The sequence below is a fragment of the Nocardiopsis mwathae genome (assembly GCF_014201195.1).
GTDB classification, from domain to species: Bacteria; Actinomycetota; Actinomycetes; order Streptosporangiales; family Streptosporangiaceae; genus Nocardiopsis_C; species Nocardiopsis_C mwathae.
In genome coordinates this window covers 3,041,895-3,067,734 of record NZ_JACHDS010000001.1, presented here as the reverse complement: position 1 = coordinate 3,067,734, position 25,840 = coordinate 3,041,895, and the positions used below count along the sequence as shown (strand labels likewise).

The window sequence follows — 25,840 nt, the reverse complement described above, 5'->3', positions numbered from 1 at the left end:
CGTACTCACCCTCGTCGATGCCGCGAACGACACCACTCTATTGGGCACTCCCCGCCCGTCCCCGCCGCCCGCGCGCGTGGAATGATCGACCCATGGCAGAACAGAAGAACCCACACGACCTCCCGGACGTCGGCGGCCTGTCGGTCGCGGTGCTGGGCGGCACCGGTGACCAGGGGCGCGGCCTGGCCCGGCGCTTCGCGCTGGCCGGCCACGACGTCGTCATCGGCTCGCGCAGCGCGGAGCGGGCGCAGACCGCGGCCGAGAGCCTGGGCGCCGGCCTCGGCGTGCGCGGGGCGGACAACGCCACGGCCGCGGAGCAGGGCGACGTCGTCATCGTCGCCGTGCCCTGGGACGGCCACAAGGAGCTGCTGGAGGCCCTCGCCGACCGGCTGGCCGACAAGATCGTCGTCGACTGCGTCAACCCGCTGGGTTTCGACAAGAAGGGCCCCTACGCCCTGGTCGTCGAGGAGGGCAGCGCCGCCCAGCAGGCCGAGGCCGTCCTCCCGCGCAGCCGCGTCGTCGGCGCGTTCCACCACGTCTCCGCCGTCACCCTGCTCGACCCGGAGGTCGACAAGGTCGACCTCGACGTGCTGGTGCTCGGCGACGACCGCGAGGCCACCGACATCGTCCGCGCCCTGGCGAGCCGCATCCCGGGCGTCCGCGGCATCTACGGTGGCCGCCTGCGCAACGCCCACCAGGTCGAGGCGTTCACCGCCAACCTGATCGCGGTCAACCGCCGCTACAAGGCCCACGCGGGCCTGCGCATCACGGACGTGTGAGCTCCCACGTGATCGACGACACCGGGGCGGCGGTCCCCGTCCCCGCCCCGGTGCGCCGCGTCGTGTCGCTGGTGCCGTCGCTGACCGAAGCGGTCGCGCGCACGGCCCCCGATCTCCTCGTCGGCGCGACCGACTGGTGCACCCACCCCGCCGACCTGGACGTGGTGCGCGTGCGGGGGACCAAGAACCCCCACGTCGACCGGGTCGTCGAACTCCGCCCCGACCTGGTGCTGGCCAATTTCGAGGAGAACCGCCCGGCCGACCTGGACGCGCTGCGCGCAGCCGGAACCCCGGTGTGGGTGACGGTCATCCGCACCCTGCCGGAGGCCCTGGAGAGCCTGGAGCGGATGCTGTCGGCCTGCGGCCAGGCCCGACCGGCCTGGCTGACCGAGGCCCGCGACGCCTGGTCCGACCGCCTCGGCGCGCCGCCCGCGCCCCTGCGGCGGGCGATCGTCCCGATCTGGCGCCGCCCCTGGATGGTCCTCGGTCCAGACACCTTCGCCGGGGACCTGCTGGCCCGGATCGGCATCGCCAACGCCTACGCCGATGCCGCCGAGCGCTACCCCAGGGTCCCCCTCGACGAGCTCAACGCGATCGCCGCCGACCTGGTCGTCCTCCCGGACGAGCCCTACCCGTTCGGCCCCGCCGACGGCCCCGAGTCCTTCCCCGACCTCCCCGCGGCCCTCGTCAGCGGCCGCCACCTGACCTGGTACGGCCCCTCACTCGCCGAAGCCCGCGAGGTCATCGGCCACGCGATCTCGAAGACCGAAAGTCCGGACTGAGCAGCTGCTCCTCCGCTAGCGTCGCTCGCATGAGCACGGAGCCCGCCGCGTTTCCCTTCGGAGCCGCCCACGACGAGCTCACCTACATCACGTGCGATCGGACGAGCGAGCCTGTCGCCGCCATCGTCCCGATCGACCTGCTCCACGCCCACGAGGAGCTCGTCGATCGGGAGGAGGGCCGCATCGCCGGACAGCGTCCGGCGTATGTCCGCGCCGGTGGAGACCGGTCGACCTCCGCAGAGGAGGCCGCGCGAGAGCCGGGACCGGACGGAGGCGAGGCCGCGGCACACGGCGCTCCGAACGCACAGGGGTCAGGAACGAACCCGTCCCTGACCCCTGCTTCGGCACTGCGGTCCCCTAGAGCCAGCTCTTCAGCTTCTCGATGAGCTTGACCGGGTCGCTGCCGACCGGGGTGACGTTGAGCTGGGTGACACCGGCGGCGCGGAAGGCCTCGACGCGTTCGCGGACGTGGGATTCGGGGCCGCAGAGGTTGGTGAGCTCGACCATCTCGTCCGGGACGGCGGCCGCGGCCTCGTCCTTCTTGCCGTCGAGGTAGAGGTCCTGGATCTTCTCGGCCGCCTCCTCATAGCCGTAGCGGCGGGCCAGCGAGTTGTAGAAGTTCTTGCCCTTGGCGCCCATGCCGCCGACGTAGAGGGCGATCATCGGGCGGGTGAAGTCGGCGAGCTTGCGGGTCTCCTCGTCCTCGCCGATGGCGAGCAGGCCGCCGGCGGAGATCTCCAGTTCGCCGAGCTCGGGAGCGCGCTTCGCCTTGCCCGCCGCGATCGCCTCGCCCCAGATCTCGTTCGCCTTCTCCGGGATGAACAGGTGCGGCAGCCACCCCTCGGCGATCTCGGCGGTCATCTGCACGTTCTTCTCGCCGAGCGCGGCCACGTAGATCGGCACGGAGCTGCGCACCGGGTGGTTGATCATCTTGAGCGGCTTGCCGAGCCCGGTGCCCTGGTCGGGCGGGAGCGGCAGGGTGAACACCTTGCCGTCGTGGGTGAGGCGCTCCTCGCGCGCCCACACCTTGCGGCAGATCTCCACGACCTCGCGGGTGCGGGCGAGCGGCTTGGTGTAGGGGACGCCGTGCCAGCCCTCGATGACCTGCGGGCCGCTGGCGCCCAGGCCGAGGATGGCGCGCCCGTCGGACAGGTAGTCGAGCCCGGCCGCCGTCTGCGCGATGAGGGAGGGCGTGCGGGAGTACAGCGGGAGGATGGCCGACCCGATGTCGACGCGCTCGGTGCGCGCCGCGATGTACCCCATCAGGGTGGGGCTGTCGTACCCGTAGACCTCGGCCACCCACACGGTGTCCAGCCCGGCCTTTTCGAGCTCGACGACCTGGTCGACGGCGGGTTTCGGTTCACCGGCGTACTGCAGTGGCATGGAGATGCGCATCGTGCCTCCGTTGGTCGGACCTCCTGGTGTGACGAACTCTACTACCGAGTAGCGTTCGGTTTCCTGTTCGGGGGTGAGAGTCACACGACCGGTGGCGTGCGGATACGTGACCGCCCGGGCCGGTCGGGCCGACCCGGGCGGATGTGTGACACCGCATTCCCCGGAGTGGTCAGGGGAAGTCAGGAGGAGTAGGAGTGCTCCTTGTCCGGAAACGTGCCGGCGACGACCTCCTCGGCGAAGCTCTTGGTCGCCTCGCTGAGGGTCGTGTTCAGGTCGGCGAAGGTCTTGACGAACTTGGCCACGTTCGGGCTGAGCCCGGCCATGTCCTGCCAGACCAGCACCTGGGCGTCGGTCACCGGGCCGGCGCCGATGCCGACCGTGGGGATCGACAGCTGCTCGGTGATGGTCGCGGCCAGGTCGGTCGGCACGCACTCCAGCACGACGGCGAAGGCGCCGGCGTGCTCCAGCTCCTTGGCGTCGGCCAGCAGGTCGGCCCCGGCCTCGCCGCGCCCCTGGACGCGGTAGCCGCCCAGGGTGTTGACCGACTGCGGGGTGAGCCCGATGTGGCCCATCACCGGGATGCCCGCCGCGACCAGCGTCTCGACCTGGCGGGCCACCCTGCGGCCGCCCTCCAGCTTGACGGCCTGGGCGCCGCCCTCCTTCATGAAGCGCGCGGCGGTGGCCAGCGCCTGCTCCGGCGAGCCCTGGTAGGAGCCGAAGGGGAGGTCGCCGACGATCATCGCCCGCTTGGTGGCCCGGGCGACCGACGCGGTGAGCGGCAGCAGCTCGTCGACGGTGACCGGGACGGTGGTGTCGTACCCGTAGACGACGTTGGCGGCTGAGTCGCCGACCAGGAGGACGGGGATGCCGGCCTCGTCGAAGATGCGCGCCGTGAGCGCGTCGTAGGCGGTGAGCATCGGCCAGCGTTCGCCGCGCTCCTTCGCCCGCGCGATGTCGCGTACGGTGACGCGGCGGTTGGTGGCGCCCCCGTACAGGGAGGCTGTGGACGTCGTTGTGCTCATGTCTGCGTTCCTCCGGTGTCTCGAAGCGCCTGACGGCGTCCCCGGACGTGTAGGTAACGGTTCCGGCGGCGTGGCGCCGCCGGTACGGCCATCATCGCACGGCGGATTTCCGGCGGTTCCGCTGAGTCATAACCATTGTGTATCCCCATGTCATCCCGGGCGAAGCGGGCATATTCCCGAAGCCGGGTGGGGGAGGGGCCACAACGAATCCAGTTGCGAAACGAGACCGTCTCGTATTGAAATGGAAGGGGTCGACTCCAGGTCGCCCATGGCCAGCCCCTCCCATCCACCCGTTCCTCGGAGGTCACGTGGATCCGACCGTGGCGCACCGGCGCCGCTGGGCCGTTCTCGGCGTACTCGTCATCAGTCTGATGGTGGTGGTGCTGGACAACACCGTCCTGAACGTCGCCCTGCGGGTGATCTCCGACCCGCACGAGGGTCTCGGCGCCAGCCAGAGTCAGTTGGCCTGGTCCATCAACTCCTACACGCTCGTCTTCGCCGGGCTGCTGTTCACCTGCGGCGTCATCGGCGACCGGCTCGGGCGCAAGCGCACCCTGCTCGTCGGCCTGGCCGTCTTCGGCCTGGGCTCCCTCGCCTCCGCCTACGCGCAGTCGCCCGACCAGCTCATCTGGGCGCGCGTGGTGATGGGGCTGGGCGGCGCGGCCGTGATGCCGCAGACGCTGTCCATCATCACCGACGTCTTCCCGCGCGAGGAGCGCTCCCGGGCCATCGGCATCTGGGCCGGCGCGGTCGGCCTCGGCCTCGGTATCGGCCCGCCACTGGGCGGGCTGCTGCTCCAGCACTTCTGGTGGGGCTCGGTCTTCCTGATCAACGTGCCGATCGTCATCCTCGGCATGGCGCTGCTGGTGGTCCTCGCCCCCGAGTCCCGCAACGAGCACCCCGGACGCCTCGACCCCGTCGGCGTGCTGCTGTCGATCGCCGGCCTGGTGCTGCTCGTCTACGGCATCATCGGTGCGGGCGAGCGCAGCTCCCTGGCCGACCCCGACGTCTACGGGTCCATCCTGGCCGGAACCGCCATCCTGGTCCTGTTCGTGCTGCACGAGGCGCGCACCGACCACCCCGCCCTCGACGTCCGCCTGTTCCGCAATCCGCAGCTGTCCGTCGCGGTCGTGGCCATCATGATGATGTTCTTCGCCATGGCCGGGGTGATGTTCTTCATCACCTTCTACTGGCAGAGCGTGCGCGAGTTCACCCCGCTGCAGGCCGGGCTGCTCGTCCTGCCCATCGCCGCCGCCCAGGTCATCTTCGCCCCGCTCAGCCCCTACCTCGTGGGCAAGTTCGGCCCCAAGGCGGTGGGCGGCGTCGGCGCCCTGCTGGTGGTGGGGGTGCTGGGCTTCTACTCGACGCTCGGCCTGCAGACCCCGGTCTGGCACATCGAGGTCGCCTTCTTCCTGCAGGGCTGCGGCATGGCGATGGTGATGACACCCGCGACCTCCGCCATCATGGCGGCCGTGCCTCCGCAGCAGGCCGGAGCGGCGTCGGCCGTGCAGAACACCGTCCGGCAGGTCGCCACGGCCATGGGCGTCGCCGTGCTCGGCGCCCTCATCTCCAGCGTCTACCGCGCCACGATGAATCCGCACCTGGCCGACCTGCCGCTGTCCGCCGAAGCGCGGCACACCGCGGGGGAGTCGATCGAGGGGACGATGGGCGTGGTGGGCCGCCTCGGCGAGGAGGGCGCTGCCCTGGTAGCCCCGGCCAAGGACGCGTTCCTGTCCGGAATGCACCTGGCCGCCCTGTGCTCCATGGCCATCGGAGCGGTCTGCCTGGTCATCATGCTCATCTGGCTGCCCCGCAGGGAAGGGCGCCCCGACGCCGCCCATCCAGGGGGCCGGGAGGGGGCGGCCCCCTCGGTCGGGCAGAGTAGGGACGAACCGGATCCCCGGCGCCCCGCCCGTTCCCCCGAACGGATCCGCACCGGATCGAGCGAGTGAGACAACCATGAACACGACAGCCACCCCGAGCCGCGGGCGCCCGCGCAGCGCCGAGGCCGACGACGCGATCCTCTCCGCCGCCCTGGACCTGCTGGCCGAGCGCAAGGATGTCGGCGGCATCTCGATGGAGGCGATCGCCGCTCGCGCCGGGGTCGGCAAGGCCACCATCTACCGCCGCTGGCCGGGCAAGGTAGAGCTGTTCACCGACGCCGTGACCACGCTGCGCTCACCCCTTCCGCGACTCGGCACCGGAAGCGCGCGCGACGACCTGGTGAAGATCGTGGCGCAGATCTGCGACGAGATGGACAGCCCGCTGCAGCGCGCCATCAGCACGCTGATGATGAGCGAGAGCCACCCCGAGATCGGGACGCGTATCAAGAGGCAGGTCGTGGCCCCCCGCCACGAAGCCGTGTTCCGGACCCTGGAGCGCGGCATCGAGCGCGGCGAGCTCGACCCCGGTCTGCACCCCGACACGGTGCTGTACCTGCTGGTCGGCGGCGCGCTGTCCTACGTGCGCAACGCCACCGACGTCTCCCCGCAGCGGTGCGCCGAACTCCTGGTGGACACCGTCTGCCTAGGCATCGACCGGCAGGACGGCGCCGACGACCGAGTCGGCTCCTGACCGGGCCGCATCCGGCTGCCTAGGGAACCGGTGACCCGGGCGGCGCCCAGGAGGGCTCGGGGCGGGAGCGCATCCCGTGCCCCCACGCCGCCATGGCCCCCTCGGCGTTCCCTAGGGATGCCACCCGCCCCGTCCCTACGCCGCTCACCAGGAAAGATCGGGTGTTCTCCCGATTCCGGTGCCAGGGGCCTTAGCCCGAATGTGGTGACCGCCGGAGGCCGCACGGCCTCGGCGGGATCGACATCGGGAGGACCCATGATGATGCACCCGGACCACGCGGCCGAACTGGCGCGCCAGTACCGGCAGGACAGGCGTGAAGCGGCCGAGCACCGCCGGCTCCTGCGCGAGGCGGAGCGGCGGTGCCGGGACGACTCGGAGGACGACTGCGACTCGCCCTGCGGCGACTCGCCGGGCGACGCGCGGCGCAGTGGTGCCTAGCAGGCGTGCCTCGGCCTGTAGCGCCGAACCCACCTCGCCGTTCACGTTGCGTGCGGCGCGGATCTGGGGCGGCCCACCTGTCGTCGTGCGAGGTGGAAGCAGGCCAGGAAGGGGTCCGCGGGGCGGCCTTGTCGGTGGTCTCGTGCGCGGTGTCCTGTGGAGACGAGCAGCAGCGACGAGGGAGAGTGGGGCCTGGGGTGGTCGGTCGGCCGGCGGGTGGGCGGGGTACCGGGGCAACGGCGGCAGCCAGCGCCGCACTCCGCCCCCGGCCCCGTACCGGTGAGGCAGCGACAAGGAGGAGGGGAGCGGGCGCCCCTCCCGTCCCACGCCCCGTACCGCCCCGGCCCGATCAGCGCCCTTGCCTCCGTTGATCTCGGGACTATCGACCGAATTCTCGCCGGTATTCGGTCGATAGTCCCGAGATCAACGGCGAGGAGCGAGGGATGTCGCTTTCGTCCTGCGGCCGGGGCCGGAGCCGCGCTGGTCTGCGCCCCCTCTCCGGTGGTCTTTCGGGCCGGGTGGGCGGTTGGGGCGGGTGGACCGGTGGCTTCGGCTCGTCCGGAATCCCGGGTTTCCGCTTCGCGTGCAGCGGTTTCCGCGATCCGGGAGCCCCGGGCCCTCCCCGGAGATGATCATGGGCTCGCATCTGGTGGTGTCCGTTTCGCCGGATTGCATCCCATGGTCATCGCGGGAGGGGATTGGGGTCGGGCGGAAACACCGAATTCAGCCGCCCCTCACCCGCACACACCCCGACCCACCCGGCCTACCCGGCCTACCCCCCCGGGAGAGCGCTTTCCCGCCCCCTTCCCCGTTGATCTCGGAGATATCGGGGTGAAAACCGCGCGCGAGACCCCGATATCTCCGAGATCAACGGAGGCCAGGGCATCGGACCGCGTGGGGCGGGGACGGCGGGGGGCGAGTGGGGCGCTGGCTCCCGCCGTCGGCCCGGCCAACCGCCCACCCGCAGGACGCACGACCCCCAGGCACCACCTCCCTCGTCGCTGCTGCTCGTCTCCACAGGACACCGCGCACGAACCCACCGACAAGGCGGTCAAGCGGACCTCAGACGCGGCGCCTCGCTCGAAGCTGCGGTTCCACCCTGCCCCGACCGCTCCCTTCCTTCCCCTGACCTCCACAAAGCCTGTGGCTGCGGGCTTCTGGGTATGGCCGGGGTCGGTGGTGGGTGGGCGGGAGGGACATACTGGGCGCCATGGAACGCCGTGACCCCAGCCCTGTGTTCGTCGGCCGCGACGCCGAGCTGAAGGAACTCCTCGACGACGCCGAACTCGCGCGGCGCGAGGCGTCGACGGCCGTGTTGATCACCGGCGAGGCAGGCGTGGGCAAGTCCCGCCTGCTGCGCGAGTATGTCGATCGGTCGGCCATGGGGCGGGTGGTCGCCGGTGGCTGCCTGGAGCTGGGTGTCGAGGGGCTGCCGTTCGCGCCGTTCGTCACCGTGCTGCGGCTGATAGCTCGGGAGTCCCGTTTGGCGGAGGAGACGCGGCCACGGGAGATGGCCCGGCTCCTCCCCGAACTCGGACCCGTACCCGACTCGGCGGACGAAGGGCGGGCGCGCCTGTTCGAGGAGGTGCTGACCTTCTTCGAAGACGCCGCCGACCCCGACGGGCTCACCGTCATACTGGAGGACCTGCACTGGGCCGACACCTCAACGCGCGACCTGCTGGTGTTCCTCCTGCGCAACCTGCTCACCGCCCGCATCCAGCTGCTCGTCAGCCTCCGGACCGACGACCTGCACCGCACGCACCCGCTGCGCCGACTGCTGCCCGAGCTGGAGCGCCTGCCGTCGGTGACCCGTCTCGACCTGTCCCCGCTGAGCCGCGACGAGGTCGCGCGGCAGGCCGCAGGCATTCGCGGCGAGGCGCTTTCGGCACACGACGCGGATCTCGTCTTCGAACGCAGCGGCGGAAACCCGCTGTTCGTCGAGTCCTTTCTGGAGTACCGCGACCTCGCCGCCGCTCCCGTGCCCGATGGCCCGCGCGAACTGCTGCTGGGTGCGCTGCGACCCCTCGACGACACCGCGCGCTCGGTGGTGAAGGCCGTCGCGGTGGGCGGGGAACGCGTCGGCCACGAGCTGCTGTCCGCCGTGACCGGCCTGACCGCCGCCGAACTCGACGCCGCGCTGCGCGCCGCCATCGACGCCAACGTGCTGCGGACCAGTGCAGACCACTACGTCTTCCGGCACGCCCTGCTGGCCGAGGCCGTCGGGGAGGATCTGATGCCGGGCGAGCGCGTCCGGCTGCACCGCCGCTACGCCGACGCCTTGGAGGCAGGCGTTCCCGGCTTCGGCCCACGAGCGTCCGACGGCAGGCTGGCTCACCACGCCTACGCGGCCCACGACCTGCCCCGGGCGCTGGAGGCGGCGTGGCGCGCCGCCACACACGCGCGCGGCGCTCTCGCCCACCCGGAGGCGCTGGCGATGGTGGAACGCGTGCTGGAGCTGTGGGAGCAGGTGCCCGACGCGGCCGAGCGCGTCGGGACCTCCCAGGGCCGGGTGCTGTGGCGCGCTTCGCTCATCGCCCGTGCCCTCGGGCTGCCGCTGCGCGCCGTGGAGTTCGCGACCGAGGGGGTGGATCAGCTAATGCCCGCGTTGCCCGCCTCGGCTTTCTCCGGCTGGGACCACCTTCCCGAGGACGACCGCGTCCTCCTGGCCGACCTGCTGCACGCGCGCGGGGAGGCCCGCCGGGAGATGGCCGGGGACGGCGCCCTGGAGGACCTGGCATGGGCCTTGGAGATGTTGCCCGACCGGCACCACGGGCGTGCGAAGGTCATGGCGACGGTTGCGTCCACACTCATGATCCGCGGGCATGACGAGGACGCGGCGCGCGGTGCGCGCCGTAGTCTCGACTTCGCCCGGGACGTCGGTGACCGGCGCAGCGAAGCGGACGCGCTCATCACGCTCGGAACGGTGGTCGGCCAGGACCGGTCCACCCTGGCCGAGGGGCGCGGGATGCTGGAGGACGCCGCCCGGATCGCCCGCGAGATCGAGAGGCCGGCCGTGGAGTTCCGCGCCCTGGTGAACCTCGGTGCGCTCCTCAAGTACAGCGGTCGCTTCGGAGAAGCGGTCGAGGTCTGGCGGGCCGGCTTGGAACGCGCCCGTAAGCTCGGGCTCCTGCGGGCGCAGGGCGCCCTGTTCGTCGCCGGGGTTGCCGACGGACTGATGCTGGTCGGGCGCCTGGAAGACGCCCGGGCGATCCTGGAGGGCGTTTCGGCCACGGGAAACCCGCTGGGGCGGTCCCGCATCCTCTCGGTGACGGCACACATCGATGTGCTTCAGGGAGAGTGGGATGCGGCACGGGATGCCGTCGAGGAGTTCTACCGGGTGCTGCCGGAGCACAGCTCGGCTCCGGTCCAGTTCATCGGGATGCGTGTTCTGCAGGTGGATCTGGCGCTCGCGACGGGGCACCTGGAGGAGGCCGCCGAACGCGCGCTGCACCTCCTCAGCGAGGAACGTCCCTGGATGCGGCGCTGGATCTGGCTGTCGCACCTGCTGGTCCCGCCGGCGACGGTCGTAGAGCGCCTGCGGCGGGCGTCGCGGACCGACCCGTCCTGTGCGGAGGCCGCCGAGGCGGTCGCGTCGGCACTGTGGGACCTCATCGGCCTCGTCGAACGAGACAGCGACCGTGTGCACCGGCCGATCGAGGAGGTGACGGTGCCGATGGCCCGCGCGTTGATCGCGGAGGATGCCGGTGAGGCCTTTGCGCAGTGGAGCGTGGCCGTGGTCGGCGCGCGCCGGTTCAGCGCTCGGATCGACCTGGTCCGCTCGCTGATCGGGCTCGGGGCGTCTGCTGCAGTGCTCGGGGACCGCGACACCGCCCGGCGGAGCCTGGTCGAGGCGCGGGAGCTCGCTGAGGAGTGTGCGGCGGGTGCTCTGGTGCGCGACGCCGTGGACGCTGCGGAGGCCGCGGGGATCGAGTTGCCGCACGTTGAGGAGGAGGTCGCGCTGCCCTCTGAGTCGGCCGCGATCGACCGCAGCGCTCTTGGCGGACTCACCCCCCGTGAGGCCGAGGTTCTGGGGCTCATCGCGGGTGGGCGGACCAATCGGGAGATCGCCGGAGAACTGATGATCTCCGTCAAGACGGTGAGCGTGCACGTGTCGAATGTGCTGGCCAAACTCGGTGTCTCCAATCGGAACGCCGCGGCGGTGCGTGCGCGGGAGGCGGGAATGGAGTGAATTCCGGTAGTGGAATAACGGGAAAGAAGCCAAATCGGTTGAATCGACCGAAAGTGTCTCCGGAGTGCGGGGTGATCGAAAACCGGTGTCTTGGGGTGACTCCCGCGCACTCGGGTATCGGGCGCGCAAATCCCCCGCGCGCGGTGGATCAGGGGCTGTGGCGCGAGCGGTGGATGGAATAAAGTGGAGGAAAGCAACGGCCAAACGATGTGCTTCCGCGGCATCCGGTGATTCCGCGGCGGCGCGCGTCACACGGGTTCCGCTGCGGCGGAACGCGTGTCACCCCATATCCGGCCACAACGCGCCAGGAAGGAAATCCGTTGTGAGTGGGCAGCCCCCCACCTCAGAACCGACGTTGACCATGGACACACGGGTCGCGGGAGACCCGATAAAGGTCCTTGTCGTCGATGATCACGCATTCTTTCGGCGCGGCCTCGTGTCGGTTCTGGAGGAAGAGCCCGACATCGACGTCATCGGGGAGTCCGGGGACGGGGAGAACGCCGTGCGCCAGGCCGCCGACCTGCTGCCCGACGTCGTCCTCATGGACGTGTGGATGCCCCACGGCAACGGCATCGAGGCCTGTACCGGCATCAAGAGCAGCGTTCCGGATGCCAAGATCGTCATGCTGACGATGAGCGATGAGGAGACCGACCTCTTCGAGGCGCTCAAGGCCGGGGCCACCGGCTACCTGCTCAAGGAGATCTCCATCGACGAGCTGCCCGACGCGGTCCGTGCGATCGCCGGCGGCCAGTCGTTCATCAACCCCTCGATGGCCACCAAGCTCATCGGCGAGTTCACCGCACTGGCGAAGAAGGACGGCGGGCGCTCCCGCGGACTGCCCAGCCCGCACCTCACCGACCGCGAGACCGAGGTGCTGCGCCTGGTCGCTCGCTGCCTGAACAACAAGGAGATCGCCGACGAGCTGTTCATCTCCGAGCACACCGTGAAGAACCACGTGCGCAACATCCTGGAGAAGCTCCGGCTCCACTCGCGTACGGAGGCCGCGGTCTACGCGGTGCGGGAGAAGATCCTCGACGGCGATGCGTGACGCCTGACCACCTGCGACTTGGCATGTGATACCCGGCACCTGATGCCGGACGGCCGGACACCCGTGCGGGCGGCGCCGCCCGCACGGGTGCGGTGTCACAGGGTCGGCAGGTACCGCTGCAGCTCGTAGGGGGTGACCTGGCGGCGGTAGGACTGCCACTCCGCCTTCTTGTTGCGCAGGAAGAAGTCGAAGACGTGCTCGCCGAGCGTCTCGGCGACCAGCTCGCTGTTCTCCATCGCGCGGATGGCCTCGTCCAGGCTCTGCGGCAGCGGGGAGATCCCCAGCGCCCGCCGCTCGGCGTCGGTCAGCGCCCACACGTCGTCCTCCGCGCCCGGAGGTAGCTCGTAGCCCTCCTCGATCCCCTTCAGCCCCGCGGCCAGGATCACCGCGTAGGCGAGGTAGGGGTTGCACGCGCTGTCCACCGACCGGAACTCGATCCGGCTGGAGTTGCTCTTGGTCGGCTTGTACATCGGCACCCGCACCAGCGCGGAGCGGTTGTTGTGCCCCCAGCAGACGTAGGCCGGGGCCTCGCCGCCGGCGCCCGCCGACGCCGCCGCGTTGTCCCACAGCCGCTTGTAGGAGTTGACCCACTGGTTGCACACGGCCGTGATCTCCGCGGCGTGCCGCAGCAGCCCGGCGGTGAATCCGCGGCCCACCTTCGACATCTGGTACTCGGCGCCCGGCTCGTGGAAGGCGTTGCGGTCGCCCTCGAACAGCGACATGTGGGTGTGCATGCCCGAACCGGGGTACTCGGTGAAGGGCTTGGGCATGAACGTGGCGTAGACGCCCTGCTCCATGGCCACCTCCTTCATCACCAGCCGGAAGGTCATGATGTTGTCGGCGGTGGTGAGCGCGTCCGCGTAGCGCAGGTCGATCTCCTGCTGCCCCGGGCCGCCCTCGTGGTGGCTGAACTCCACCGAGATGCCCATGGCCTCCAGCATGTTGATGGCGTTGCGCCGGAAGTCGTGCGCGCTGTTGTGCGGCGTGTGGTCGAAGTAGCCGCCCGCGTCGTTGGGCTCGGGGAACGCGCCGGGCTCCGGGTACTTCTTCAGCAGGTAGAACTCGATCTCGGGGTGTGTGTAGAAGGTGAACCCGAGGTCGGAGGCCTTGCCGAGCTGGCGTTTGAGGACGTGGCGCGGGTCGGCGTAGCTGGGGCTGCCGTCCGGCATGAGGATGTCGCAGTACATGCGCGCGGTGCCGTGCGGCTCGTTGCGCCACGGCAGCACCTGGAAGGTCGAGGGGTCGGGCTGGGCCAGCATGTCGGCCTCGTACACCCGCGCGAACCCCTCGATCGCAGAGCCGTCGAAGCCGATGCCCTCGCTGAACGCGGCCTCCAGCTCCGCGGGCGCGACCGCGACCGACTTGAGGTACCCGAGCACGTCGGTGAACCACAGCCGGACGAACCGGATATCGCGCTCCTCCAATGTCCGGAGCACGAACTCCTGCTGTCGATTCACGGCTCACCTTCCTCGTGTTCGCTACCTGGGTCGTCCCCGGGTCCGGGCCGGGAGACACCTCTGGTGATCCAGTCTGCCCTGTGCAGGTTTCCGGCGCATTAACGCCGTTCCCACCTGCGGCGTGTGCGGCGATGGTGCCCGTGTACGGATTATCACAACCGTGCGCGCTCCGGGGGTGCGCGCCCTGTTCGCAGACGCCGTAGGCTCAAGGTGTGGCACAGTTGAGGATTGCAATGGCGCAGGTCAACCCCACAGTTGGTGACCTGGAAGGTAACAGTCGGCTCGTGGCCGACTACGCGCGCAGGGCCGCGGAGGCGGGCGCGCATCTCGTGGTGTTCCCCGAGATGGTCATCACCGGATACCCGGTGGAGGACCTGGCGCTGCGGAACTCGTTCGTCTCCGCCTCGGTGAAGGCGACCCACGACCTGGCCGAGCGGCTCGCCGCCGAGGGGCTGGGCGACCTGCCGGTGATGGTCGGGTTCCTGAACCGGCGCGAGGGGCTGGGCGCCCGGTTCGGGCAGCCCGCGGGTGCGCCGCAGAACTCCACGGCGCTGCTGCACAACGGCCGGGTGCAGCTGACCTCGGCCAAGTACCACCTGCCCAACTACGGGGTGTTCGACGAGTTCCGCAACTTCGTCCAGGGCGACACGCTCCCGGTGGTGCGGCTGCACGGCGTCGACATCGCGTTCGCGATCTGCGAGGACCTGTGGCAGGAGGGCGGCCCTGTCAAGGCGGTGCGCGAGGCCCAGGCCGGGATGCTCATCACCCTCAACGGCTCGCCCTACGAGCGGGACAAGGACAACGTCCGACTCGAACTGTGCCAGCGGCGCGCCCGGGAGATCGGCGCGGCCGTCGGCTACGTCAACATGAGCGGCGCCGAGGACGAGCTGATCTTCGAGGGTGACTCGCTGATCGTGGACGCCGACGGCGAGCTGGTGGCGCGCGCCCCCCAGTTCGAGGACGCCCTGCTCATCACCGACCTGCGGCTGCCCGAGGCGGTCCAGGTCTCGCCGCCGGCGGCCCCCGTCGACGGCATCCGCATCGTGCGGCACACCATCTCCAGCCGCCCCGTCGCCCCCTACGAACCGGTGGAGCCGGTGCTCACGCCGCGCCCCGACCCCACCGACGACATCGGTGAGGTCTACCACGCGCTGGTCACCGGGCTGCGGGACTACGTGACCAAGAACGGCTTCACGTCGACCATGGTGGCGCTGTCGGGCGGTATCGACTCCGCGCTGACGGCGACCATCGCCACCGACGCGGTGGGGCCGGAGAACGTGCACTGCGTGCTGCTGCCCAGCAAGTACTCCAGCGAGCACTCGGTGGCCGACGCCGAGGAGCTGGTCAAGCGGCAGGGCGTGCACGGGCGCACGATCCCCATCGAGCCGATCGTCGAGGCGTTCTCGGGCGCGATCACGCTTGACGGCCTGGCCGCGGAGAACCTGCAGGCGCGGGTGCGCGGCACCACCGTGATGGCCCTGTCCAACCAGGAGGGGCACCTGGTGCTGGCCACCGGCAACAAGAGCGAACTGGCCACCGGCTACTCCACGCTGTACGGCGACTCGGTGGGCGGGTACGCGCCGATCAAGGACTGCTGGAAGACCGTGGTGTGGGACCTGGCGCGCTGGCGCAACGCCGAGGCCGAGCGCAGGGGCGAGGTCCCGCCGATCCCGGAGCACTCGATCACCAAGGCACCCAGCGCGGAGCTGCGCCCCGGCCAGTTCGACACCGACTCGCTGCCGGACTACCGGCTGCTCGACTCGCTGCTCGACGCCTACATCGGCACCGACAAGGGCTACCTGGAGCTCACCATCGCCGGATTCGACCCGGAGCTGGTCAAACGCGTGATACGGCTGGTCGACGGCGCCGAGTACAAGCGGCGCCAGTACCCGCCGGGCCCCAAGATCAGCTCGCGCAACCTCAGCCGCGACCGCCGGGTCCCGATCACCAACCGCTGGACCCCCTGACGCGCTGAGTCGTCATATGTGGCGGCCGCCCCGGCCCTTCCCCGCACGCTATGCGGACCGACCGGGGCGGCCGTCGGCGCCTTCGCGACCGCCCTCAGCCGGCGAGCCCGAGCTCCCGCGCCCGCGCGCCGGCGGCTCCCCGGTTCGCCACGTCGAGTTTGGCGAGGATGTTGGAGACGTGCACGCTGGCCGTCTTGACCGCGATGAACAGCTCGCCGGCGATCTCGGCGTTGGTGTAGCCGCGACCGAGAAGGCGCAGCACCTCGGTCTCGCGCGGGGTCAACCCGGCGGGGAGAGCGGGTGGCGCGGTTCCGGCCGTGGCATCCAGCGAGATGCCGAGGCGGCGGGCCAGGTCGGCGGCCCGGTTCTCCAGGACGGCCGCGCCGCATTCCTTGGCGGTCGCGGCGGCGGCCCGCACCCACGTGTCGGCGTCGGCGCGGTCTCCGGCGGCGACCCCGGCCTCCGCCGCGTGCAGCCGAGCGTCGGCCGACCGCAGCCGCAGCGGCGTGCACTCCCATGTGTCCACGGCGTTCCGCCACGTGGCGGCGACCTCCGTGGCGTCGCGGAGGTCGGCGGCGGCCAGCCGGGCGGAGGAGGAGACGCGGTAAGCCGACTGGACCGGACCGATCTCCGGCATGGCCGCGGCGACCTCGTCGACCAGCCTGCGCACCTCCGCCGTCTGTTGCGGGCGGCGCTGCGGAGCGTCGGCCGAGGCGCGGCGCAGCACCTCGGCGACCAGGTCGATCAGCAGCCAGCCGTAGCCGCTGGAGTAGCCGAGGTCGACGGTGCGTAGGGTCTCCCCGGCAAGGTCGATGGCGTGGTCGAGGTCGTTGTCGGCCAGGTCGAGTTCGAGGGTGGCGGCGATGCCGAGCTGTGCGGTGTGGATGCGCGCGGTGGTGAGGGTCCGGCGCACGTCGCCGTGTGCGGCGTGGGCCCGTGCGTCGGCCAGGTCCCCCATGGCGAGGGCCGCCCGCACGGTGGCATGGCCGAGATAGACGCGGTGTGTCGGGGAGGGTGACCAGCCCAGGCCGGTGCGCGTCATCTGCCGTGACGTCTCCAGGTTCCCGAGGTCGAAATGGGTCTCGGCGAGGTTCAGCGCGGTGAAGGGGCCGTGGCTGCTCATCAGCCCCAGGTCGCGCAGCCGTTCCAGGGAGCGGTCGAGGACGTCGATCGCCTCGCCGTGCCGCCCCTGTTCACGGAGGTGGTGGGAGAGGTTGATCATCCCGCGGGTCTCCAGCGACGGTTCGGACATGCGCTGTGCCATCCCGACGCCCTCGTCGAGTGCGGCCCGCCCCGCCTCGGTCTCCCCCCGGCCCAGCAGGGCGGTGCCCAGGGTGATGAGCGCGTCGGCCTTGGCGCAGTCGTCGCAGTCCTCAGCCCCCGCCGGGGGTGCCTCTGAGTAGCGGATCGCCTCTGTGGCCAGGGCGATGGCGTCGTGCCCGTCGTCGTCGGCCTGACCGGTGCGGCCGGGCATGCGCTGGCGCAGCAGGGCTTCGCGGGCCAGCAGGGACAGCAGGAAGCCGTAGCCGTAGGCGTGCCTGGGGTGGACGGCCTGTGCGGCGTGGAAATCGTCCAGCCCCTCACTGTCGGAGAGCTGGATGCGCGCTTGCCCGCGACGGCGCAGCAGGACACCGCGGCGGGCCAGGCTCCTCGCGTCCCGGGCGTCGGCGGGGATGTCGCCGAGCCCGAGGTCGCACAGTTCGCGGGCGCGCTGCACCTGACCGGCCTCCACGGCACACCCGGCGGCCAGACTGGTGACGTCGACTCGGTTGTCGCCACCGGTTCGGTCCTCGGCGTCCGGCACCCGGTCCCAGAGTTCCAGGACGCGTTCGAGCATGAGGAGCGCCTCGGCGTAGGCGAGGGACTCGCGGGCGTGGACTCCGGCGGACCAGGCGGCGCTCAGTGCCCGGGGGAGGTCCCCGGCGGCGTGGAAGTGGTGCGCCTGCTCGGCGGCGAGTCGGTCGGCGGGCGCGGCGCCGGGCAGCGTGTCCAGGGCCTCGGCGAAGCGGAGGTGGAGCCGGGCGTGCTGGCCGGGGAGCAGCTCGGAGTGGACGGCTTCGCGCAGCAGTGCGTGCCGGAACCGGTAGCCGGTTCCCTCCACTCGCAGCAGGTTGGTGTCGACGACGGCGTGCAGCGCCGCGTCCAACGTGTCCTCGGGGAGGTCGGCGACGTGTGCCAGGAGCCCGTGCTCGATCCGTCCGCCGCTGACCGCGCCGACCGAGGCCACCCGGACGACGAAGCGCGCCCGGTCGTCGAGGCGGTGGAGGGAGGCGAGTAGCAGCTCTCGGGTGCTCTCCGGTACGTCGCCGGTGAGGATGGCCGAGCAGTCGGTCAGCGACTCGACGAACAGCGGGTTGCCGCCGGTGCGCTCGAAGAGGGCGGTGACCTCCTCGGGCGGCAGCGGGGTTCCGCGGATGGCGGCGGCCTGCTCGGCGACCTCGTCGTGGTCGAGCGGCCGCAGGTCCATACGGGTCACGCTGGTCAGCCGCTCCAACTCCGGCAAGAGCCGTCGCAGCGGATGGGTGCGGTGCAGATCGTCGGAACGGAAGGTCGCCACGACCTGGATCCCGGCCGTATCGAGGTTGCGCAGCAAGAAGATCAGCAGGTCGCGGGTGGCGTTGTCGGCCCAGTGCAGGTCCTCGACGACAACGGTCAGCCCGTCAGGGCGTGCGGCGGCGGTGAGCAGGCGCAGGACCTGCTCGAAGAGGATGCCGCGGGCCTCGCGCCGCTCGGTGGGCGCGCGGCCGAGTTCGGGCAGGAGCCGGGCCAGCTCGTGCTCGCCGTCGAGGGCGAGCGCGTCGAAGGGGGCGCGGCCCAGGTCGCGCAGGAGGTGCCGGAGCACCGCGGCGAACGGGGCGAAGGGGAGGCCGCTCACGCCCAGTTCGAGACAGCCGCCGAACACCACGCGGCCCTGGCCGGCCCGGGTGGCGAACTCGGTGACCAGGCGGGACTTGCCGACACCGGCATCGCCTCCGATGAGCATCGTCGCCGGGGCCTCGGTCCGTGCGCGGTGGGCGTGGTCGAGTAGGGCGCGCAGTTCGGCGCGACGGCCGACGAAGACGGGGCTGGTGCCGATGGTGCTCATCTCACCGAGTATGCCGGGCCGTGGTAGCGGGTCGCCCGGCGTGGCCCGCTCCGCCTGCGGCAGCGGGGCGCGCCCGGACGGTCGCTCACGAGGAAGACCATCCGTCGGACACGCCCTGACGCCGGGTGTCCGCCGCGAGGTGGCGCTGCCACGACTCGGCGGCGCCGGTGCGGCCGAGCCAACGGGCCAGGCGGGTCGGCAGGGTGGGGCGCGGGGTGGCGGGGGAGGGGTGGGTCTCCGATGCGGCCCGGTCGGCGGCGGTGCGGCGGTGCAGATGGCGCTCCTGCTCGATCGCGCGTTGGCGGGCGATCTCGTGGACGATGTCGGGGTGGATCATCTGCGTGCTCCTCGGTGGGTGCGGTGGGTGCGGTGGGTGCGGTTGGCCGGGCGGGCGGGTCCGCCCCGTCGGCCGGGTGTGGTCCCCAGAGTCCGGCTAAGGCGCCCCGGGGCGCATCGGGTGAACGCCCTATTCGCGGCCGCGACGTGCGGCGGTGCGGCTAAGGGGGGCCGTCCGGAGCCGCGGGGGTCGCGGGTCGGGCCGCTGCGGTGTGTCGCGCTGGGTATTCGCGCGAATGCGGGTAGTTGTCGTGGTTGGGGGATTCTCCACGGGGGAGGGTCGCGAGGCCGAATGAGGGAGTCGATGGTCATGGATGAGGGGCGGGACTGCCGCAGAAGGGGGCGCACGGCGGCGTGGTCGTCGGCGGGGGCGGTCGGGCTCGTGGGGGCCGCGGCGCTGGCGGGTGCCTTCGTCCTTCCGGCGGAGGCGCGCGGTGACCGGGTGGACGAGGTGGATCAGCCGGATCAGCAGGATCAGGCGGACCGGGAAGGTGCGGGCGCAGAAGGGGAGAGCGGCCGGTTCTCCTCGCTGTCGGTGTCCGTGAGCGACGGTCGGCACTGGATGAAGGCGCAGGACGAATCGCAGTACGTCGTCAACGTGCGCAACGACGGCGAGGAACGGGTCGAGCGGATTCTGCTGTCGCAGAGCGTGCCCCCGGGGATGGAGATCGTGGAGGTCGGGCAGAACGGTGTCGCCTACGAGGGTGCGGTCGCGTGGGAGGCGGACCTGGGTGCGGGGGAGGAGCTCGTGCGGACGGTGACCATGCGGCTGGGGGAGGTGTCCGGTGACGAGGACGCGCCCTACGTCGCCACCACCGCCTGTGTGCAGCTGGAGGAGGGCGGGGAGGCGGTCGCGTGCGCGACCGACGCCAACCTGCTGCGGGCGGAGAAGGACGGCGAGGAGTCGAAGGGGTCCGAGGAGCAGGCCGAGGCGGCCGCGGGGGAGGGCGGGATGCCGCGGTCCACCCTGCTCGGGGCGGGGCTGGGCGCCGCCTTCGGGTTGGGGGCGGTGCTCCTGCTGTGGTGGCGGCGCGCGCGCCGGGCCGCGATGTAGCGCCGGTGCGCCGGAGGCTGCCGAAGCGTTATGTCAGCATGTCATGAAAGGCGCGCTTATGTACTACGCCGCGTAGTAGGCTTGTCGGCATGGACATCGTTTACTCCGCGCTCGTTTTCCTGCACCTGCTGGGCATGGCCGGCATCATCAGCGGCTTCCTGATGCAGCTGATCACCGGCAACGCCAAGTCGCCCAAGGTGATCCTGCACAGTGCCCTGCTGCAGCTGCTCACCGGTCTGCTCCTGGTCGGCCTCGCCGAGATGGGGGGCGGCGGAGTCGACCACATGAAGGTGGGTGTCAAGCTCGTCGTCGCGTTCGCCGTCGCCATCGTGGGTACGGTCAACCTCCGCAAGCCCGCCACCAACCTCGCGGTGGCCGCGGGCGTGCTCGCCATCCTCAACGTCGCCGTCGCCGTCTTCTGGTAACGGTCGCGCGCACGAGCGTGCCGGAGAACCCGGGCCGGGCCCCTGTGGGCCCGGCCCCTTTGCGTGGATCGAAAGAGATTGCGGTCTGCTTCGGGTGCTTGCGGGGGAGTCCGCGTGCGCGGCGAATTTCTTTCCGCAGGTCATAGTATGCCTACGCCGTGTGTCGAGTCGTTGCGCGAGGTGAGTTTTCGCAGGTGGTTGAGGGTTGAATGGCCGACCTCCGTCCGTGTGATGCTGCGGAAACGCGGTCTTCACAGTGGCCCGGGTCGCTTGTTATCTTCACCACACCGTGAAAACTCTTGCAGTTCCTTTCAGCGGGTTCCGCGGGTATCACGGTCTATCCCCCACTCGGCCCATCCGCCCGGGAGGCGCGATGAACCTCCGAAACCGCCGGCTCCCACCCCAGTGCCCACACCCGAACCGCCTCGCGGCCGCAGCCGCGTCGGCCGCACTCGTCGGCGGCCTGCTGGCCGTGCCCGGGGCACCGGCCACCGCCGACACGGCGCCCCCGCCCGCCCCCGCACCCCCCCTGTCGCCCGCATCCACAGCCGACGGTCCGACCGGTGCCGACGGCGCCGTCATCGTCCACCTCTTCCAGTGGCGCTGGGAGTCCGTCGCCCGCGAATGCGCCGACGTGCTCGGCCCCAACGGCTACGCGGCCGTCCAGGTGTCCCCGCCCCAGGAGCACGTGGTCATCCCCCGCGCCGAGAACGCCGACTTCCCCTGGTGGCAGGATTACCAGGCGGTCTCCTACAAGCTCGACAACACCCGGCGCGGAACCGCTGCGGACTTCGCCGCGATGGTGGACACCTGCCGCGACAACGGCGTCGAGATCTACGTCGATGCCATCGTCAACCACACCACCGGGCCGGGACACGGCACCGGAAGCGCCGGCAGCCAGTGGAACGGCGACACCTACAGCTACCCCGCCATCCCGTACGCCACCCGCGACTTCAACGACTGCCGCCGCGCCATCACCGACTGGGACGACCCCGGCGAGGTCTGGAACTGCGAGCTGCTCTCCCTGCGCGACCTGAGGACCTCCGAACCGCGTGTGCGGGCTCGACTCACCGGCTACCTCAACGACCTGGTCGACCTCGGCGTCGCGGGCTTCCGCGTCGACGCCGCCAAGCACATCCCCGCCGACGACCTCGCCGCCATCTACGCCGGGCTCCGCGACGTCCCCGGCCAGGGCACCAAGCCCTACATCTTCCAGGAGGTCAGGGAGGGCGGCGGGCCCGACGCCATCAAACCCTGGGGCTACACCCACCTGGGAGACGTCACCGACTTCCGGTTCCACGAGAAGGTGGGTGCCGACGTGCGCGAGGGCCGCCTCGGCGGGTTGCTCGACACGGTCGGCCGCGACATGGCCCTGGCCCCTGACCAGGCCGTGGTGTTCATCGACAACCACGACACCCAGCGCGAGGACATGTCCATCAGCTACCAGGGCATGGGCGCTCGGCACGACCTCGCCCAGGCGTTCATGCTGGCGCAGCCCTACGGCACACCCAAGGTGATGTCCAGCTACCCCTACGCGGAGAGGGCCCAGGGGCCGCCCAGTACCGGGACCGAGGACGGGAACCCGGCCGGGGACATCACCGCGGCCACCGACTGCGCCGACCCCGGCTGGTTCTGCGAGCACCGCAACCTGCACGCGATGCCGACTTTCACCGCGGCCGTCGGCTCCGCACCGGCCGTGGCGCGCGCCGCCGACGGCGGTGCCCGCCTCGCCTTCGACCGCGGCGACCGCGGCTTCGCCGCGTTCAACGCCACCGGCACCGCCTGGACCCTGACGAGTGAGACGGGTCTGCCCGACGGCGCCTACTGCGACGTCGCCACCGGCCCCGCCGAGTGCGCGTCCGGCACGGTCACCGTGGCCGACGGCAGGATCACCGCCACCGTGGGGCCCGACGGCTTCCTCGCCGTCCACGTCGACGCGACACCCCCGCGCGCCTGAGCGACACCCACCTTGACCCCGTCGATCTCGGGACAACGGTCGGAAATCTCGCTGAAACCCCGACCGTTCTCCTCTCCCGAGATCAACGGGGCGGGCGGCGCCGCCGAGGGGCGGGGGTCGGCCCGGTTCCTCCGGGCGTCCCCGTCACGGCTCGTCGTAGAAGACCCGCTCCATCACCGTGCGGGCGCGGCGGGTGAGCTGGCGGTAGTCCTGGAGCAGGCGGCCGGCCGGCCCCTCCTCCTCGTCCTCCTCGTCGCGGTAGCCCAGGGCGCCGGCCAGCGCCGACTGGTCGCGGACCGACGTGGGCACCGAGTCGCCGCCGCGGCCGCGCACCAGCATCACCGCCCCGCGCACGCGCGCGGCCATCCGCCAGGCGCACTCCAGGGTGGCGCCGTCATCGGCGGTGAGCAGGCCATGGGCCACGGCCGCATCCAGGGCCTCCAGCGTGCCCGTCGTGCGCAGTTCGGGCAGCTCGTGGGCGTGCCGCAGCTGGATGAGCTGGGCGACCCACTCCACGTCCGACAGGCCGCCCCGGCCCAGCTTCGTGTGCAGCGTGGGGTCGGCGCCGCGCGGCAGCCGCTCGGCCTCCATCCGGGCCTTGAGCCGCCGCACCTCCAGCACGCCTTTGTCGGACACTCCGCCCTGCGGGTAGCGGATGGGGTCGATCAGGGCGGTGAACCGCTCGCCCAGCTCTTCGTCCCCGGCGATCGGGGCGGCGCGCAGCAGCGCCTGACTCTCCCAGGTCGACGACCACCTCCCGTAGTAGGCGGCATAGGAGTCGAATGTCCGCACCAGCGGGCCGCTCCTGCCCTCGGGGCGCAGGTCGGCGTCGAGGACCAGCGGCGGGTCGTCGGACCGCATCTCCAGCAGACGGCGCAGCTCGTGGACGATCCGCTCGGCCTGCCGGGTCGCCTCGCCCGGGTCGGCGCCGGGGCGCGGGTCGTGCACGTACATCACGTCGGCGTCGCTGGCGTAGCTCAGCTCGTTGCCGCCGAACCGGCCCATCGCGACCACGCACAGCCGCGTGCACGGCTCCTCCCCGAGCTCCGCCGCCACCCGACTCCAGGCGGCACGCAGCGCGGCATCGATGGTCACCCGCGCGATCGCGGTGAGCGCAGCACCGACCTCGTCGATCCCGGCGACCTCCAGCAGGTCGGCGGCTGCGGTACGGAACAGCTCGCGGCGCCGCAGCGCGCGCACCGCCCCCACGGCCTTCTCCGCCGAGTCGTGGCGGCGCAGCGCCGAGTAGGCCTCGGCGGTGAGCGCCGTTGCGGGCCGCCGGGCCAGGTCGGCATCGTCGGCGAGGAGCGCCACCGCCTCGGGGGCGCGCAGCAGCAGGTCGGTGACGTACCTGCTGGTGCCCAGCAGCCACGCCATGCGTTCGGCCACCCGTACGTCGTCCCGGAGCAGCCGCAGGTACCAGGGCGTCGTCCCCAGAGCGTCGCTGACCTGGCGGAATCCCAGCAGCCCGGCGTCGGGGTCGGGGGAGTCGGCGAACCAGCCCAGCATCACCGGCAGCAGGGTGCGCTGGATGGCGGCGCGCCGTGACACGCCCGCCGTCAGCGCCTCCAGGTGGCGCAGCGCCCCCTGCGGGTCGGCGAAGCCCAGGGCCTCCAGGCGCTCCCCGGCCTGCCCCGGGGTGAGGCGCGCCTCGGGGCCGGGCAGGCGGGCGACCGCGTGCAGGAGCGGTCGGTAGAAGAGCTTCTCGTGCAGCCGCCGGACCTCACCGGCCACTTGACGCCACGCGGTGGTCAGGTCGGTGACCGGGTTGGCGGCATACCCCAGCGCGCGGCCCAGCCGACGCAGCTGCTCAGGGCCGTCCGGGGCGTCGGCGGAGGGGAGCAGGTGGGTGCGGCGCAGTCGGTGCAGCTGGAGCAGGTGCTCCACCCGGCGCAGGAAGCGGTAGGCGTCGGCCAACCCGGCCGCGTCCTCGCGGCCCACGTAGCCGCCGGCCGACAGTGCCTCCAGTGCACTGAGCGTGTTGCCCGACCGCACTGCGGGGTCGGTGCGCCCGTGGACCAGCTGCAGCAGCTGCACGGAGAACTCGATGTCGCGCAGCCCGCCGGGGCCGAGCTTGATCTGGCGGTCGGACTCGGCCGCCGGGATGTGGGCCAGGACGCGGCGGCGCATCGCCTGGACGTCGTCGACGAAGTGGGGGCGGCTCGCCGCCTGCCACACCATCGGCGCGATCGCCTCGGTGTACGCCCGGCCCAGCGCGGCGTCCCCGGCGATCGGTCGGGCCTTCAGCAGCGCCTGGAACTCCCAGGTCTTGGCCCAGCGCTCGTAGTAGGCGATGTGGCTCGCCAGCGGGCGGACCAGCGGCCCGTTCTTGCCGTCCGGGCGCAGCGCGGCATCGACCTCCCACAGGGTGCCCTCGGCGTCGGTGGCACCCGGGGTGCGCATCATCGCCGACGCAAGCCGGGTGGCGGCGCGCATCGCGGCCGGCTCGTCCTCGACGCCTTCGGCGGGCTCGGCGACGAACACGACGTCGACGTCGCTGACGTAGTTCAGCTCCCGCCCGCCGCACTTGCCCATGCCGATGACGGCGAGGCGGCACAGCTCGGCGTCCTGCGGGGCCCGCGCCCGCGCGATGGCCAGGGCGGCGTCCAGGGTGGCCGCGGCGAGGTCGGCGAGCTCGGCCGCGGCGGTTTCCAGGTCGATCGCGCCGGTGAGGTCCCGTCCGGCCAGGCGCAGCACACGGCGGCGGTAGGCGACGCGCAGCGCGTGTTCGGGGCCGTCGGGGTCGGCGGCCCCGGCCGCGGCCACCGGGGTGTCGGCGTTGGGGTCGGCGCCGACGGTGTGCAGCAGTCCGGCGCGCAGCTCCTCGGTGCCGGGGTTGCGCGCGGCGTCCGCGCCCCGCAACTCCCGCCAGTCGCCGGGGTGGCGCACCAGGTGGTCGGTGAGGGCGGTGCTCGCGCCGAGCACACCGGTCAGTCGCGACCGCAGGTCGGGGTCGTCCAGCAGTGCGGTGCGCAGCTCGTCGGGGTCGGGGGCGGTCTCCACCAGCCGGGTGAGGCCGAGCAGGGCCTGGTCGGAGTCGGCGGCCGCGCTGAGCGAGTCGATGACCGCGGCGTGGACCCCGGGGTCGAGTCCGGACTCCGCCATCAGCCGCGCCGCGCGCGTGCCGTCGCCGAACCCGCGCCGGGCCAGTGCCCCCGCGGTCATCGAGAATCCGTCGCGCGTCGCCACGCTGCCTACCGTAGCCGGGCGGACCTGGAGCGGCGTACCCGGGATGATGATCTAGGATGAAATTGTTGAACTGATGTACAACTACTGGCCTTCCCGTGCCGCCGCGACCGCAGGGCGGAAACCGACATCGCGCGGAAGCTCAG

The 25,840-nt window shown here is 71.8% G+C and carries 17 protein-coding genes; 11 read left to right on the top strand and 6 right to left on the bottom strand.

Annotated elements, in window-relative coordinates; genetic code table 11:
- Positions 1-92 precede the first annotated feature (92 nt).
- Together npdG and HNR23_RS13260 are read left to right on the top strand one after the other, a co-directional pair.
- Positions 93-779, top strand: coding sequence for an NADPH-dependent F420 reductase (gene npdG, locus HNR23_RS13265; protein WP_184075887.1), 687 nt, complete (start codon positions 93-95; stop codon positions 777-779).
- Entirely contained in the window at positions 776-1,561 is a 786-nt protein-coding gene (locus HNR23_RS13260) for a helical backbone metal receptor (RefSeq protein WP_394353772.1), read from the top strand. The genes npdG and HNR23_RS13260 overlap by 4 nt, the downstream gene beginning before the upstream one ends.
- A gap of 357 nt (positions 1,562-1,918) precedes the next feature.
- Here the strand turns inward: HNR23_RS13260 and HNR23_RS13255 are convergent, their stop codons facing one another.
- The gene (locus HNR23_RS13255) at positions 1,919-2,956 is read right to left on the bottom strand and encodes an LLM class F420-dependent oxidoreductase (protein ID WP_184075886.1); all 1,038 of its coding nucleotides are present in this window, start codon (positions 2,954-2,956) and stop codon (positions 1,919-1,921) included.
- Positions 2,957-3,135: 179 nt separating this feature from the next.
- A complete protein-coding gene (gene panB / locus HNR23_RS13250; protein ID WP_184075885.1) occupies positions 3,136-3,978 on the bottom strand; it encodes a 3-methyl-2-oxobutanoate hydroxymethyltransferase in 843 nt (280 codons plus the stop codon).
- A 308-nt stretch (positions 3,979-4,286) separates the two neighbouring features.
- On the opposite strand from panB, the gene HNR23_RS13245 reads away from it, so the two are divergent.
- From HNR23_RS13245 to HNR23_RS13225, 5 genes are all read left to right on the top strand, one after another.
- Positions 4,287-5,930, top strand: a complete 1,644-nt coding sequence (locus tag HNR23_RS13245) for a DHA2 family efflux MFS transporter permease subunit (protein WP_184075884.1) — start codon at positions 4,287-4,289, stop codon at positions 5,928-5,930.
- Positions 5,931-5,937: 7 nt separating this feature from the next.
- Positions 5,938-6,552: a TetR/AcrR family transcriptional regulator gene (locus HNR23_RS13240; protein ID WP_184075883.1), complete on the top strand. Its 615-nt coding sequence runs from the start codon at positions 5,938-5,940 to the stop codon at positions 6,550-6,552.
- A 255-nt stretch (positions 6,553-6,807) separates the two neighbouring features.
- Positions 6,808-6,990 carry a hypothetical protein gene (locus tag HNR23_RS13235; protein WP_184075882.1) on the top strand — a complete coding sequence of 61 codons (183 nt, stop codon included), beginning with the start codon at positions 6,808-6,810 and terminating at the stop codon, positions 6,988-6,990.
- 1,210 nt (positions 6,991-8,200) lie between these two features.
- Complete coding sequence (locus tag HNR23_RS13230) at positions 8,201-11,179, top strand: helix-turn-helix transcriptional regulator (RefSeq protein ID WP_184075881.1); 2,979 nt, start codon at positions 8,201-8,203, stop codon at positions 11,177-11,179.
- 361 nt (positions 11,180-11,540) lie between these two features.
- On the top strand, positions 11,541-12,227 hold the full coding sequence (locus tag HNR23_RS13225) for a response regulator (protein ID WP_184080266.1): 687 nt from the start codon (positions 11,541-11,543) through the stop codon (positions 12,225-12,227).
- Between the two features lie 95 nt (positions 12,228-12,322).
- Here HNR23_RS13225 and HNR23_RS13220 read toward each other — a convergent pair whose 3' ends face one another.
- Positions 12,323-13,684, bottom strand: coding sequence for a glutamine synthetase beta-grasp domain-containing protein (locus HNR23_RS13220; protein WP_184075880.1), 1,362 nt, complete (start codon positions 13,682-13,684; stop codon positions 12,323-12,325).
- A gap of 212 nt (positions 13,685-13,896) precedes the next feature.
- Here HNR23_RS13220 and HNR23_RS13215 point away from each other — a divergent pair, with 212 nt between their 5' ends.
- Positions 13,897-15,651, top strand: a complete 1,755-nt coding sequence (locus tag HNR23_RS13215) for an NAD+ synthase (protein WP_343070546.1) — start codon at positions 13,897-13,899, stop codon at positions 15,649-15,651.
- A gap of 94 nt (positions 15,652-15,745) precedes the next feature.
- Here the strand turns inward: HNR23_RS13215 and HNR23_RS27215 are convergent, their stop codons facing one another.
- A complete protein-coding gene (locus HNR23_RS27215) occupies positions 15,746-18,736 on the bottom strand; it encodes a helix-turn-helix transcriptional regulator (protein ID WP_184075878.1) in 2,991 nt (996 codons plus the stop codon).
- Between the two features lie 85 nt (positions 18,737-18,821).
- Positions 18,822-19,073, bottom strand: a complete 252-nt coding sequence (locus HNR23_RS13205) for a hypothetical protein (protein ID WP_184075877.1) — start codon at positions 19,071-19,073, stop codon at positions 18,822-18,824.
- Between the two features lie 303 nt (positions 19,074-19,376).
- Here HNR23_RS13205 and HNR23_RS13200 point away from each other — a divergent pair, with 303 nt between their 5' ends.
- The 3 genes from HNR23_RS13200 to HNR23_RS13190 all read left to right on the top strand — a co-directional run bounded on the left by HNR23_RS13200 (position 19,377) and on the right by HNR23_RS13190 (position 22,508).
- A complete protein-coding gene (locus tag HNR23_RS13200) occupies positions 19,377-20,126 on the top strand; it encodes a hypothetical protein (protein ID WP_184075876.1) in 750 nt (249 codons plus the stop codon).
- 89 nt (positions 20,127-20,215) lie between these two features.
- Complete coding sequence (locus tag HNR23_RS13195) at positions 20,216-20,551, top strand: hypothetical protein (RefSeq protein ID WP_184075875.1); 336 nt, start codon at positions 20,216-20,218, stop codon at positions 20,549-20,551.
- A gap of 373 nt (positions 20,552-20,924) precedes the next feature.
- Positions 20,925-22,508 (top strand): alpha-amylase, encoded by a 1,584-nt coding sequence (locus tag HNR23_RS13190; protein WP_184075874.1) that lies wholly within the window; start codon positions 20,925-20,927, stop codon positions 22,506-22,508.
- Between the two features lie 144 nt (positions 22,509-22,652).
- Here HNR23_RS13190 and HNR23_RS13185 read toward each other — a convergent pair whose 3' ends face one another.
- A complete protein-coding gene (locus HNR23_RS13185) occupies positions 22,653-25,673 on the bottom strand; it encodes a bifunctional [glutamine synthetase] adenylyltransferase/[glutamine synthetase]-adenylyl-L-tyrosine phosphorylase (RefSeq protein WP_184080264.1) in 3,021 nt (1,006 codons plus the stop codon).
- Positions 25,674-25,840 lie beyond the last annotated feature (167 nt).